The 13,901-nt window shown below is 62.9% G+C and carries 9 protein-coding genes; 4 read left to right on the forward strand and 5 right to left on the reverse strand.

All coding sequences use genetic code 11. The features are described 5' to 3' along the window. The first annotated feature begins 49 nt into the window (after positions 1 to 49). Together RVY76_RS17370 and RVY76_RS17375 are read left to right on the forward strand one after the other, a co-directional pair. The gene (locus tag RVY76_RS17370) at positions 50 to 721 is read left to right on the forward strand and encodes a response regulator transcription factor (RefSeq protein WP_317377709.1); all 672 of its coding nucleotides are present in this window, start codon (positions 50 to 52) and stop codon (positions 719 to 721) included. After that, complete coding sequence (locus RVY76_RS17375) at positions 718 to 2,079, forward strand: sensor histidine kinase (RefSeq protein WP_317377711.1); 1,362 nt, start codon at positions 718 to 720, stop codon at positions 2,077 to 2,079. The genes RVY76_RS17370 and RVY76_RS17375 overlap by 4 nt, the downstream gene beginning before the upstream one ends. 182 nt (positions 2,080 to 2,261) lie before the next feature. On the opposite strand, the gene RVY76_RS17380 is transcribed toward RVY76_RS17375, so the two are convergent. Together RVY76_RS17380 and RVY76_RS17385 are read right to left on the reverse strand one after the other, a co-directional pair. Further along, the gene (locus RVY76_RS17380; RefSeq protein WP_317377713.1) at positions 2,262 to 4,466 is read right to left on the reverse strand and encodes a bifunctional diguanylate cyclase/phosphodiesterase; all 2,205 of its coding nucleotides are present in this window, start codon (positions 4,464 to 4,466) and stop codon (positions 2,262 to 2,264) included. Beyond that, positions 4,463 to 4,861 carry an SET domain-containing protein-lysine N-methyltransferase gene (locus RVY76_RS17385; protein ID WP_317377715.1) on the reverse strand — a complete coding sequence of 133 codons (399 nt, stop codon included), beginning with the start codon at positions 4,859 to 4,861 and terminating at the stop codon, positions 4,463 to 4,465. The genes RVY76_RS17380 and RVY76_RS17385 overlap by 4 nt, the downstream gene beginning before the upstream one ends. Positions 4,862 to 5,108: 247 nt before the next feature. On the opposite strand from RVY76_RS17385, the gene RVY76_RS17390 reads away from it, so the two are divergent. Beyond that, positions 5,109 to 6,074 carry a putative zinc-binding metallopeptidase gene (locus tag RVY76_RS17390; RefSeq protein WP_317377716.1) on the forward strand — a complete coding sequence of 322 codons (966 nt, stop codon included), beginning with the start codon at positions 5,109 to 5,111 and terminating at the stop codon, positions 6,072 to 6,074. A 534-nt stretch (positions 6,075 to 6,608) separates the two neighbouring features. Here the strand turns inward: RVY76_RS17390 and RVY76_RS17395 are convergent. Continuing rightward, entirely contained in the window at positions 6,609 to 9,770 is a 3,162-nt protein-coding gene (locus RVY76_RS17395) for a PAS domain S-box protein (protein ID WP_317377718.1), read from the reverse strand. Positions 9,771 to 10,161: 391 nt separating this feature from the next. Beyond that, a complete protein-coding gene (locus RVY76_RS17400; protein ID WP_317377720.1) occupies positions 10,162 to 11,631 on the reverse strand; it encodes an MFS transporter in 1,470 nt (489 codons plus the stop codon). Between the two features lie 85 nt (positions 11,632 to 11,716). On the opposite strand from RVY76_RS17400, the gene RVY76_RS17405 reads away from it, so the two are divergent. Then, positions 11,717 to 12,289: a TetR/AcrR family transcriptional regulator gene (locus tag RVY76_RS17405; protein ID WP_317377722.1), complete on the forward strand. Its 573-nt coding sequence runs from the start codon at positions 11,717 to 11,719 to the stop codon at positions 12,287 to 12,289. Positions 12,290 to 12,651: 362 nt separating this feature from the next. Here RVY76_RS17405 and RVY76_RS17410 read toward each other — a convergent pair whose 3' ends face one another. Then, positions 12,652 to 13,836: a hypothetical protein gene (locus RVY76_RS17410; RefSeq protein WP_317377830.1), complete on the reverse strand. Its 1,185-nt coding sequence runs from the start codon at positions 13,834 to 13,836 to the stop codon at positions 12,652 to 12,654. Positions 13,837 to 13,901 lie beyond the last annotated feature (65 nt).

The following is a 13,901-nucleotide window of genomic DNA, read 5'->3' on the forward strand; positions in this document are numbered from 1 at the left end:
GCCGACCCAACCTTGCGCGAAACTTGCGCATCATGACAAAAAAGTAGCCATGCGCATTGCGGTGATCGAAGATAACGAGGCATTGGCCGAGGGAATTGCTTTTCGGCTGCGGGAGAGGGGGCATTCGGTCGACCTGCTTCACGATGGCAGGGAGGCCCATGAATTCCTGTCCCGGGAAGGTGCCGACCTTGTCGTGCTGGACCTGAACCTTCCGGGCATGGACGGGATCGACGTGCTGCGCGCCCTGCGGCGGCGCGGTGACGGCACACCGGTGATCCTGCTGACCGCGCGGTCCGAGACGGCCGAGCGGGTGGCGGGGCTGGATGCGGGCGCGGACGATTACCTGACGAAGCCCTTCGAGATGGACGAGCTGGAGGCGCGGTTGCGGGCCATGGCCCGGCGCAAGAACCTCGAATTCACCGCCCGGGACAGGATGGGCCCTCTGGTTTTCGACCGGACCGCACGCCAGGTGCTGGAGGACGACCGGCCCCTCGACATTCCGCGCAAGGAGATCTCGACGCTGGAATGCCTGCTGGAACGGCGCGGGCGGATCGTGTCCAAGGCGCAGCTGATCGCCCATGTCTACGGCACCGGGTCCGATGCCGAGGACAGTGCCATCGAGCCTCACGTCTCGCGCCTGCGCAAGCGGCTCGAACCCTTCGGGCTCAAGATCAAGACCGCACGGGGGCTGGGTTACATGCTCGAGATCGACGTCCCGTGAAAGCGATCTCGCTGCGTCTGCGACTGTTCCTGGTCATCCTGCCGCCCCTCTTCGCAGTTGCGGTCTTGCTGGGATGGTGGCGCTTCGAAGCCGCGCAGCGCACCTCCGAGCAGTTGTTCGACCGCTCCTTGCTCTCGGCCGCGCTCGCGATTTCGCGCGATGTCGCAATCTCCGAAGGGGACGCGCTGTCGCCGGGCACCCGACGTGTCATCTCGGATGCGGGGGGCGGCGAGCTTTTCTACCACGTGACCGGCCCGGGCGGGATCTACGTGACCGGTTATGCCTACCCGCCCCGCCCCGACATGCCCGTCACCCGGGATCTGCCTTTCTATTATTTTGCGGATTATCGCGGCGAGAGAATGCGCGTAGTGCGCATCATCGAAAGCCGCACGATCGGCACATTGACCGGCGATTCGGTGGTCACGGTCTGGCAGCGTGTCAGTGACCGCCGCGCCTTCGCTCAGGCATTGGCCCTGCGCGCGGCGGCCCTGATGGCAGCGCTGCTGACGGCGCTGGCTCTGATCATCTGGTTCGGTGTGCAGATCGGCTTGCGTCCGCTCAACGATCTGCAATCGGCGATCCGGCAGCGCTCTCCGGACGATCTCGGCCCGATCCGTCGTCCGGTTCCGGCGGAAGTCTCCGGCATCGTCTCGACCCTCAACCACCTTCTGGCGCAATTGCAGGACAGCATCGAGGCGCATCAGTCGTTCATCTCGGACGCCGCGCACCAGCTCCGCAATCCCGCAGCGGCGATCCTGACCCTGGCCGAAACGCTTCCCCACATGCATGATCCGGCCGATCGCGCGAAATACGAAAAGCAGCTGGTCGATGCCGCCCGCAGATCCGCGCGGCTGGCGGAGCAGTTGCTGTCTCTGGAGCGTCTGCGTTACGACGACAGCACCGCGATGATGTCCTTCGACGTGAACACCGTCGTCGAGGATGTTTGTCAGTCGTTCGCTGCCAAGGCGCTTTCGCGTGATGTCGAGTTCACGCTTTCGAAAAGCGCGGAGCCCCTCTCCATACTGGGCAACCCCGTTCTTGTGGGAGAGGCATTGATCAACCTCCTGGAGAACGCCTTGAAGCATGGCGGAGCGGGGATGAGCGCCATCTGGGTGCGGACGTCGTCCGATGACGACGCCGTAATGATCCGGGTGCAGGATGATGGTGTCGGCATTCCCCCCGAGAAGGGGGGCGCTGCATTCCGCCGGTTTTCGCAGTTGGAGAACGGCGAGGGGACGGGATTGGGGCTCGCCATCGTGGAAAAGGTCATGGGCAAGCATGCCGGTCGCGTCGATATCGAGCCGACCGGGAGGGGGGCGAAATTCTGTCTCCGGTTTCCCCGATGCGCCACGGTCTAGAGCGCGGGCATCCCTTCGTCCGGCCGCGACTGGAGCAAGCTTGGCGTATTCTCTTGCAATAGATCGGTATGCGACAAGCATGGCCGAAGAAGAGGATTGCCAGAACGCCTGACTGGCCAGACCGGAGGGTCCGCCGGGGGCAGGTGACTGTGCCCTCTGAGCACGTGGCCGGGGCGGACCCGTCAGGCGTGAACCGCCTCGCGCGGATGCATGCGGGCCTGACCATTCCTGCGCGGGCTGTCGAAATCGAATTCGAGCTGGGCGAAATTGGAGATGAGGTCGAGGGGTTTCGGGCGGCCGAAATAATAGCCCTGCAGCATGTCGCAGCCGAAACTCCGGCAGCGATAGGCGTCCTCCTCGGTCTCGACGCCCTCGGCGACGACCGCCATGTCGAGGGAATGCGCGAGGCCGACCATCGATCTCGCCATCGTCATCGTCCTCTCCCCCGCGGCCTGCCCCGAGATGAACGAGCGGTCGATCTTGAGCACGTTGAAGGGCATTCCGGCAAGATAGCCGATGGACGAAAAGCCCGTCCCGAAATCGTCGAGCGCGATCGAGAAGCCGCGCGACCGCAATTCGTGCAGTGCCGCGGAGACGGAGCTGTTGTTGAAGATGACGACGTTCTCGGTCACCTCGATCTCGATCCGTTTGGGGTCGATCTGGCGGGCCTCGACTTCGTCGAGCAGCGACTCGACGAAGCCGGGGGTCATGAGCTGGACAGGTGAGACGTTGAGCGAGATGCTCATGCCGGGATTGGCGGCGAGATCGTCGCAGGCGCGTTGCAGCAGGAGCTTGCCCAGCGGAAGGATCAGCCCGGACGATTCGGCGATGCGGATGAAGTCGGCGGGCGAGATGCGGCCCAGCGAGGGGCTGTCCCAGCGCGCGAGCGCCTCGAATCTCACGACCTCGCCGGTGCCGATGCCGCTCACGATGGGCTGGTAGTAGAGCTGGAATTCGGTGCCCGAATCGAGGGCGAACCGGAATGCCTTTTCCACGGCGGTGTCGAAGGCGTCCTGGGCCTGCATCTCGGCGTCGTAGCGGACGACATCGGGGGTGCGCCGCGACTTGGCGAGGTTCATCGCGCGGTCGGCGCGCATCAGCACCTCTTCGTAGGCCTGCTCGCGCGGCTCGGAATAGGCAAGACCTTTGGAGAGCGACATCTCGAAGGCGTAACCGCTGACCACGATCTTACCGATGCAGAGGCGGTGGATCGCTGCGGTCTTGATCGAGACCGCGGCGTCGAAATCGTTCGAGCCGCTGATCACAACGAAAAATTCGCTGCCGCCATGGCGGGCGACGAAGGTGGTCTCGTCGGCCAGCGTCTCGATCCGGTGTGCGATCTCGGTGAGGTAGGTGTCGCCGCCGGCATGGCCGACCACGTCGTTGGTATGCTTGAACCGATCGACATCGAGGCAGAACGCCACGAACTGCGTCGTCTCGCTTCCGGTGAAGCCCGCCAGATGCTCGCGCAACGCAAGGCGATTGGGCAGTTGCGTGAGGGGATCGGTCCGGGCGAGCCTCGCGGCCTCGGCCTCCTTCCGGGCAAGCTGGGCCGCACGGTCGAGAAGCTGGCGCGCAGCCCAGAAGGCGATGCAGATGAACGCCAGCGTCACGCCGATCATGATCGGCAGGATCCGCTGAAGGAGCACGGTTCCCGGCGCGGGCGGAGTCCAGGAGAGAACGGCGATCGTGTTCCCGACCGCGTCCTCGAGCGGCAGACGCACGAGGCCGGTCGCGGCGTCGGGTGCGTTGATCTGCAGGTTGGTGACGTCGAGTTCGGTCTCTACCCGGGCGAGTTGTTCGGACGAGAGGATCTTGCCGATGACCGCGATTGCGAGCTGTCCATCCATCGTCGTGGGCACGATGAACGTATCCTCGGGCAGGAGCCAGGACGCGCTGAAGAGCACCAGTCGATCCGAGCGGAATTCGTAGAAGTCGAGCGTCTCGCGCCCCTGAAAATCGAGATTAGGCACATCGCGGCGGAGCGCGTCGCGCGTCTCGCGCGACAGAAATCCTTCTATGGGCTCACGGGTGGAGCCTGCGACCCAGGCGATCGGGTCCTCGAAGGGCCCGTCGAACATCTCGGCGTACTGGAACACGTCGGCGCGGACCGCGGTGATCCCGTAATTGGAGTAGAGCTCCGCATAGTCGAGCGTCGTCGCGGCGTCGAACACGTCCGTCCAGTTGTGGTAGTCGCTGGCGATGAGCGCGACCTGCTCCTGGAATGCCCCCATGCGGCCGCGCATCAGGTCGAGCGATTCGCTCTCGGCCTGTCTGTCCATGGCGGCACGGATCGACAGGATCGAAAACCACAGAACCACGCAGAAGGCCGTGACCAGGATCACGGCAAGCAGGACGATCTGACGATGGAGGGATGTACGTCTCACGACGCGACATCCCCGGCCATGCGATGCGGGCCGGGCCGGTAGGCGGCCACGTGGACGACGCGGTAATCGCAGGTCAGCTCCTCGCCTGCCAGCAGGTTGCGGCGGGCCAGCATGACGTTGCCGAGGTCGAGAAGGGTTGGATCGTCGCTGTGATTCATGAAGATGTCACCGTCGTTCCCAAGGCGATAGACGTTCCTTTCCGCAAAGTACTCGGCACAATCGAGAACCATCTCACGGTAATCGGGGGGCAGGGTCTCGACGAAATCGCGACTGAGCTCGGTGTCGAATTCGGGTTCATAGCGCCAGACCACCTTTCCCTGAGATACCGGCTCTCCCAGGAACAGTCCCAGATTGTGGATCGCACTTCTCCCGATGAAGTGGTTAACAAGCAGCATTCAGAACCTCGTCCGTTAAGAAAACGTTTACGTCGATCCGATTTTCCGGATCCGGACGAATGTTCGTCAGCTTTCGGAATGCGTGGTGGACTGGCCGGACGGTGGGGCCTTAACGAAGGCCCGGAACGCTCAGATGCGCTGTCAGAAGGGTGCCACGTGCTGGGCGGCCGGAAAGCGGGGATTGTCCGGAACCGATGTCCCCCCGGCGTGTTCGCGCTGGTCACGCGCAGTGCGGCAAGGAAAGAAAATGCAGATTTTCAGGTGTCCGACCTGTTCGGAAAAGATCTATTTCAACAACACGACGTGCCGTTGCGGCGAGGAGGTCACCTTCGATCCCGACCGGCAGGCGATGCTGATCGGAATGACAGGATGTGCCAACCGGTCCAAGATCGGGTGCAACTGGGTCGCCGAGAACGGTCAGTTCTGCCGGTCATGCGCGATGACGGTCACGGTACCCGACCTGGGCAACCCGGAGAATATCGAGCTCTGGGCCCGGACCGAGGGTGCCAAGCGGTGGATGCTTGCCAACCTTGCAAGATGGGGATGGTTCACCCCCGACGATCCGGGTGCGCGACCGATGTTCCGGCTCCTTTCCGAGCATACATCGGCGGGCGACGCGAATGTCATCATGGGCCACGCCGATGGCGTCATCACGATCAACGTGGTCGAGGCGAGCGACAGTGTCCGGAGCGAGCGGCGCGAGAACCTGGGCGAGCTCTATCGCACCATGCTGGGTCACATGCGGCACGAGATGGCGCATTTCCTCCAGCTCAGACTGGCCGAGGATGCCGTTTTCCTCGAAGGCTTCCGCGCCCTGTTCGGGGACGAAAGGGCCGATTACGGAGAAGCGCTGAAGAAGCATTACGCCTCGCCGGGCCAACCCGGCGAGCGGTTCATCACCAGCTATGCGACCGCGCATCCCCATGAGGACTGGGCCGAGACGATCGCGCATCTCCTGCATCTGGTCGATCTGCTCGACAGCGCGGCATCGACCGGGCTGGGGCTGCCGTCGGGCCCGCCAGAGGGCTACGACGCCTATGCCGACGACGACGCGCAAAACGTGATCACGATGGCCGTCGAGATCGCGATCGCGATCAACCACGTGAACCGGGCGATGGACCTGCCCGACCTCTATCCTTTCGTGCTGCCTTCAGGCGTGAGGGAGAAGTTGGCCTTTGCAGTCGATCATCTGAAACTGAACAATTCTCGATAAAGGCACGCCATCGGGCGCGGCGTTTCGAGGAACTTGGAGGCCGGATGCGAACCTTCGCAGATTCGGACCCATACTGGTGTCCCACGACCCAGCGGAGCGACGAAGTCTGGGCCTCGTGTAGATCGGATCAGGCGCGGAAGGTCGATTGAGCGATCCCGCATCGCGTCGCGAAATACGATGCAAAGGGACGGTTACGAGTTTTCAGCGGCAGCTAACGTGAGGGCGTCATGATCGAGCCCCTTTTTACGACGCCGCCCGAGCTCGGTGAGCCGATTGTGAATGGGTGGAATGCAACCGATACGGACCCCATCCATCCTTGGGCAATCGAGCTCTGCCGTAGTTTGCAGGGGAAATCAGGGGCAAATGAAATTCCAATTCAACCGACGAATTCCTGAAAGGGCGGCAGGAAAATCGGGGCTTACATTAGATAGTTCCGGTTACACGCCGGCAAAATATCTCACGAGACCGACGTGAGAACCGAATTCTCCAACGAACGGCTCTACGCAAACCGTATCCGCGAATTTCACAGCCCCATCAGGCACTCGACAAATGCCGGCTCGTTTCCGTCGGCACTTGATCGATAAACATTGCGCCGTCTCCCATGTTGACCAGGCAAGTCTGGATGCCCTCCATATCGGTAGTCTCAACCTGAACGAAGCTCCGCAGACCGCCGTCCGCGTCGAGCTCGAAGCCGCGTTTGCCCCGCAAGGATTTTGCCGCGTCGGCGGCCTTGATCCGGGCTATTTCTTCGGCGAGCGGGTTTGACTGCCTTTTCATCTGCGCGATCACGCGCTGATCGACCGTCACGCGGTCTGCGCTCCAGGATGCGCGCACGGCGAGGGTATCCTCGCCCATCAAAAGGCTGTCCGCAACGACGGTGGCTCCCATCTCGCGCAGCTTCGTCAGATAGGCTCGGAGGCTTTCCGGATTGACGCGGGCCGTGCCGCGTTCGAGGCTCAGTTCCAGGCGGCTCACGTCGAGCTCGCATTCACGCAATGCGAGGGCCAGCGTTTCCGTGAAATCGCTTGTCAGGATCTGCTTGGGATAGATCGGAACGCTAACGATCACGTCCGGACGCCGGGCGGCAAGATTGCAGGCCTGATGGACCAGCCACTCCCCGAGCGGCACGATCAGCCCGCTCTGCTCCGCGACCCGGAGGTAGGTTTCCGCGCCGATCCGGCCGAGCTCGGGGTGGTTCCAGACGGGACGCAGTCTGACGGCGACACCGTCGTCCTCGATCATCCTGACGTCGCATTCGATCTCGAAGGCGCGGGACTTGATGGCAATCATCATGTCGCGGGCCAGATGCCGCTCCATCTCGGCGCAGGTCTTCGGCTCCTCGCCGTAGAAGGTAAAGGTACCGCGCTTGTTGCCCTTCGACCGATAGAGCGCGACGTCCGCCATGCGGAAGAGCTCGTCTTCCTCGAGCGTATCCTGCGGGGTCCTGGCGACGCCGATCGAGAGGCCCACTTCCAGGTACCTGTCCTCGTGGGCGATCGGCTGCGAGACCGTCTCGATCAGGTTCTCGGCCAGTTCCGCCACCTGCGGGTGGCCGAGGTTCGACGCCGCGACGACAAATTCGTCACCGCCGATACGCGCGACAAGCTGCCCGTCCGACACCGCGCCCACCAGCCGCCGCGCGATCGTTCTGAGCACGAAATCACCGACATCGTGACCGTAGGTGTCATTGATCGGTTTGAAATGATCGAGATCAAGGTAGAGAAGCGCGAGTTCGCTGTCGGTCTTGGCAAGTGCCTTGCGCATGAACTCGCGCAGGCCCAGCCGGTTCGGAAGTCCGGTAGCCGGATCGCGCTGCACTTCCTGCTGTGCACGCGACAGGTCGGCTGCCAACATGACATCGGCCGTGATGTCGGACGCGATCTTGACGATCTTGCACGGCTTGTCGTTCAGATCGAAAATCGGGTTGTAGGATGCCTGGATCCACACTTCCGATCCATCCGAGGCGATGCGCTTGAACTTGGACGACAGGAACTTGCCGGCGCGCAGATCCGCCCAGAAGCGGTCGTACTCGGGGTCGAGCGCCGTGTCGTCGTCCACGAACAGCCTGTGATGCTGACCGACGACCTGCGAAAGCGCGTATCCCATGAGCTCGAGGAAATTGTCATTCGCGTCGAGCACGTTGCCATCCATGTCGAAGGACACGACGCATTGGGATTTGTTGATGGCGGCGATCTGACCTTCGTAATCGCCTTGCCGCAATTTCTGTTCGGTGACGTCCACGGCATTCTTGACCACCTTGAACGGCCGTCCGTTCATGTCGAATATCGGGTTGTAGGAGGCCTGCAGCCAAATCTCCCGACCGTCCGATCCGACGCGCTTGAACTCGCCCCCCTGGTATTCGCCGTTGGCGAGCGCCCTCCAGAATTCCGGGTAATCGGGGCTTTCGCGCTCCTCGTCCGCGAGGAACATCGAGTGGTGGCGTCCGATGACTTGCGACAGGCGATAACCGGTAAGGTCGAGGAAATTGTCGTTCGCATCCATGATCGTGCCGTCGATATGGAAGGACACCACGCTCTGCGACTTGTGGATCGCGGCGATCTGGCCCTGATGATCGGCTTGGCGCAGCTTTTCCCGCGTCACGATGGTCGCGTATTTGACGATCTTGAAGGTGTGCCCGTCCTGATCGAGCACCGGGCTGTAGGTTGCCTGAAGCCAGATATCCTGACCGTCACGTCCGATACGGCGGAATTCTCCGCTCCGGTGACGACCGGTGGCAAGGTCGCTCCAGAAGATCTCGTATTCGAGGCTGTGGGCATGCGCCGGGTCGACGAACATGCGGTGGTGACGGCCTTCGAGCTCCTCCATCGAATAGCCGACGGCATCGAGGAAATTGCGGTTGGCGTCCATGATCGTGCCGTCAGGCGCAAAGGTCACGATGCATTGCGACTTGTCGATCGCCGCGATCTGGCCTTCGAAATCGGCGTTCAGTTCCTTTTCCGATGTCACATCGATCGCATATTTTACGATCTTGATCGGCCGGCCCTGAAGGTCGAGGATGGGGTTGTAGGTCGCCCTGAGCCATACCGCCTTTCCGTCCTTCCGGACGCGTCGGTATTCGCCAGTTGCGTGAACCCCTTTCCGAAGGCTTTCCCAGAAAGCGAGATATGCCGTTCCCTCGGATTCGTGATCGGGGACGAACAAGCTGTGATGCCGACCGACGACCTCGCCCAGTTCGTAACCCGTGGCGGCGAGGAACTTGGAGTTGGCGTGGAGGATGGTGCCATCCATCGCCAGGTGGATGACGGCCTGCGATGTGTTGATGGCGGCGATCTGACCGGCATCGTCGGCTGCGGACATCATCCGCCCGGTGACGTCGCGGACCAGCAGCACGACCTCGTCGACCGAACCGTCGGTGCCTTGAACGGGATGGCAGGAGACCTCGGTCCAGAACAGGGTTCCGTCGCGCCTTGATTGCTGGATGTCCCCCTCGAACGGGTCGCCAGTGGCAAAGACCTTGTCGATCTCGTCCGTTCGCGACGGCACTGCATCCACGGGTTTAAAAATTCGGCGATTGCGGCCGACCAATTCGCGACCGGCATAATCGAACATCTCCAGGAACCGCTCGTTTACTCGCAGGATTTCTCCGTCGGGCGAGAAGGCGATCCGGCCAATTGTGCGTTCGACAATTTCAGCATCGGCAGCGGTGAAAAGCGTTTTGATTGATTTTTCAAGCATGATCATTTGTCGTTTGATATGCGGCAGGTGTAGAGCAGCCAGGGGTTAAAATGTTGTATAAGCTGGCTTTCGAACGAGCGGCTGTTCCCGCCCCTTGCCTCGAGTGATCGAAACGGCAGGATAGGCCCTGTGCCCCATCCGGCTGCAGACGCCGCCATGCTCGCAAACGCTTGCCGTGGACCACGATGCCCGCGCGGTTCACTGCCCGGCAGGGTGGGGCCGAGCGTCCAAGTTTGCCCGCCCCGACGTGACGCAGATCGAATGAATTTCGCTACGTGCGCCCGTCGATCGAGACCACGGCATCACCGACCCATCGTCCGTCCGGAAGGGCGTCAATCGTTGACGGTCCGGCTGTTGAAAGATCTGGCACACCATGCGGTAGCCTGGTGCGTCACTCCGCCACGGCCCTGCGCCAGATGCCGAGTGCGGCACCGAGGACGATGATCGAGGCCAGGGCGATCACGCCGACGAAGGCGTCATCGAAAGCGCCTCGCGCCAGCGTCGTCAGGTGCATGGCCGCGGTATCGCTCAGGGTTTCGGCAGCCATCAATGCCTCGTCGAGGCTGTCGGCGACCGTCGCGTCCAGCCCCGTCGGCACGGTCATGGCACGGGTATAGAGCGCGGTCATGACGCTGCCGAGTATGGCGATGCCCAGGGCAGCGCCGAGTTCGAACGACACTTCCTCGATCGAGGCGGCCATCCCGGCCTGATCCTCCGGGGCGGACAGCATGATGACGCTGGAGGCGGCCGTCATGGTGGCGCCGACGCCAAAGCCCATGACCGCGAGAACCGAAAGCCAAAGTGCGGTCGGCCCCTGATGGGTCAGCAGAAAGGCGATCAGGGCCAGTCCGGTCAGCGCCAGCGCCGAGCTCAGCACGCGTGTCGCACCGAGACGCGGCATCGCCAGACCCGCCATGGGCCCCGCCAGAAAGGACGCGGCCGGGATCGGCAGGATCATCAGCCCCGCCTCGAGCGGCGAGAGGCCGAGGACCAGCTGAAGGCGCTGGCTGAAGACGAGTTCGACACCGATCAGGGCTCCGGACGCGACGAGCCCCGCGACCACGCCCGACGTGAACCGCGCGTTGCGGAACAATGCGAAGTCGATGAGTGGATGGGCGCTCGCCCGCTGGCGGCGAACGAAGACCGCCATGGCGATGGCGCCGATGGCAAACGCGATGCCAGCGGCCAACGGGGAGGGGTCGCGCTTGGCGACCTCCTTGACCGCATAGACCAGCCCGACCAGTCCGACCATCACCTGAACGGAACCGATGAAATCGAAGGGATGCCCCTGATCGGGCTTCCGGTTGACCAGCACCGACGCACCCGCGAGCAGGGCACAGATCACGATCGGCACGTTGATGAGAAAGACCGAACCCCACCAGAACCATTCCAGCAAAAGGCCCCCCATGACCGGTCCAATGGCGGCGCCGCCCGACGCGACGGCGGCCCAGATCCCGATGGCGAAGGCGCGCTCCTTCTCGTCGGTGAAGGTCAGGCGGATGAGCGACAGGGTCGCCGGCATCATCATGGCCGCACCGACCGCCAGCAGGACCCGCGACGCGATGAGCGCCGCGGGCACCGGAGAGAACGCCGCGGCCGACGACGCCACGCCGAACACCGCGAGCCCCAGAAGGAACATATGCTTGTGACCGACCCTGTCCCCCAATCCGCCAAGACCCGGCAGCAGACCCGCCACGACGAGGGGATAGATATTGACGATCCAGAGCTTCTCGGTGGCCGTCGCCGCAAGGTCCTGGGTCAGCCTGGGCAAGGCGGTGTATAGAACCGTCATGTCGATGACGATCAGGAACAGGGCACTCGATACGATGGCAAGCACGAGCCAGCGGTTGCGGGGAAGCATCAGGATTATCCTCGGGCAGTCGGTTCAGGCTTGCGTCACCTGATCGCGGATATAGATACAGTCGTATCGTAATGAAAGGGAGAAGATGGCCGGACGTCCCCGCTCTATCGATCGTGACAAGGTTCTGAATGCCGCCGAGGCGCTCGTGATTGCAGAGGGCGCGTCCGCGCTCAGCTTCGACGCCGTGGCGAAAGCCGCGGGGATCACCAAGGGCGGCGTGCAATATGCCTTCGGGACGCGCGACAATCTGATCCGGTCGATGATCACCCGCTGGGAAGACGCCTTCGACGCGGACGTGGCCCGGCGCTCCGGGCCCGATCCTTCGGGTCGGGCGCTGATCCTGGGACACCTCGCGGCGATGCGGGATGCAGAGGAGGCGGATCATTCCCGTGCCGCCGTGGCGGTAACCACGCTTCTGCAGCACCCCGATCGGCTGTCGGAGACGCGCGATTGGTATGCCGCGCGCCTCGCGGGTCTCGACCTGACGGACCCGGACGATCGGCGGCTTGCGACCAGCTTCCTCGCCGCCGAGGGCGCATTCCTGCTGAAGGCCTTCGGTTTGCTGGCTCTTTCCGAGACCGAATGGAAGGCGCTGTTCGACGATATGCTTTCCGCCAATGCGTCCGATCCGGCGGATGCGCCACGAGAGGACGACTGAACGCGACGACCCCCTGTGCGTGTCGCGGGATCACCTGATGACGTACGAGGAACGGCGCGGAGGTCCGCATATTGCGAGCTTGTCTCGGCAGCGATCTCGAAGCCGCGGTGAACGGCTGGTCTCGGGAAGCCTTACTGGAAGGACGCGTCCTATCGCGAAGGTCGGTCTGGGCCACGGGCAACGCGATGATCTGCCCGGAATGTAAAATATCCCGCCGCGATACCGGAGATCGGCGTAGAGCCATTTCGGTCTGACGATACGCAGCACAGGCCTGCCCGAATCCGCTGCCACGGGCGTTCGACGACAAGTAGTGCTTCGCTGCCAGAGTCCGGTTAAGGTCGATGCGGTCGCGGCCGTGCGGATCATTCTACCGAACGGCCGAATAGCACGATTATCATGGCGAGGAGGGTGGCAGTGCCGAAAAGGGCAAGCCGCACCGGATCGCGATCGCGCCAGGCACCCAGCACGGCAATGGCACCTTGAAGCGCGTAGTACAGTGCGAATGCCCGCGACGCGTAACTGATGATCTCGAAGACGTCCGTCGTCCAGGTCATCACGAGGCCGGCAAACACGAGGACAGCGTACCCCTGTCGCGTGGTCACCTTTCCGGACGTGAGTTCGGCGATCAATCCTCCCGACCCGCTCGTATCCGCCACGGCAGCGCTGAGCTGGGCGCTCAAGGCGGCGACGACCAGAAGGATCGGAAGGATCGGGGCGACGATCTGCATGGCGTCGATGATCGCGGTCTCGTCCATCGACATCGTCCCGGAAGGCAGCGCATAGGCTAGAAGGCAGATATAGAGCATATAAATCGCAGTCGCGAGCGCCTGAGCCAACTTCATCGAGCGGATACGTGTTCGCACGTCGTAGGTCTCACCCAGGTAACGGGACGTCTCGAACCCCTGGACGGTCACGATCAGCCCGAAGGCCAGTGTCAGACCGGCCCATGGCGTCACCGCGGGGTCGGCAAAGGACAGCTCGCCCGCCGATGTCTGCCGGGCGAAAAACAGGACGAGACCACCGAGTAGCCCCGCGATGATCGACAGCTTGATTCCGACCGATACCTGCTCGAGCCGTTCCATCGCGGAAAAGCCGCGCGTCCAGCCGATCAGCAGGATCAGGATGAAGACGGCGCTGGAAAGGAGCCGCGCGTGGAACGTATCGTCCACCGGCGTCAGGCTCACGCCGAAAGCACCGAACAGGTTCAGGTAATAGGCGACCGACACGACATAGGCGAAGCACAGGGTCCAGGATGCCAGAGATTCAAGCCGAGCCTCCGCGGGAGGTCTTTGATCGGTTTCGGAGCCGATCCGAGCCATGTTGAAACGGATTGCCCCACCGAAGAGATAGGCGATTGCACAGAGTGCCAGCATGATCCCCGGCGCGTAGAGACCGTAGCTGCCTTCCAGTATCGGTCCCAGCACGAGGAACCCGCTTCCGATGATCGAGGCGAGGGGCGTGATGGTGGCACGCCAGAGACGGGCCCTCGAAAGCCTCGGATGGACCAGAGCAGCGGCGGCAAGAACCGTGACCCCGAGAATTATCACGCTCTGCAAATCTTACCTACCAATGAGATTTTCGGACAAGAGATCGGCTGCTGCACGGCAGCTTG

The organism is Palleronia sp. LCG004, assembly GCF_032931615.1.
Classification (GTDB): Bacteria; Pseudomonadota; Alphaproteobacteria; order Rhodobacterales; family Rhodobacteraceae; genus Palleronia.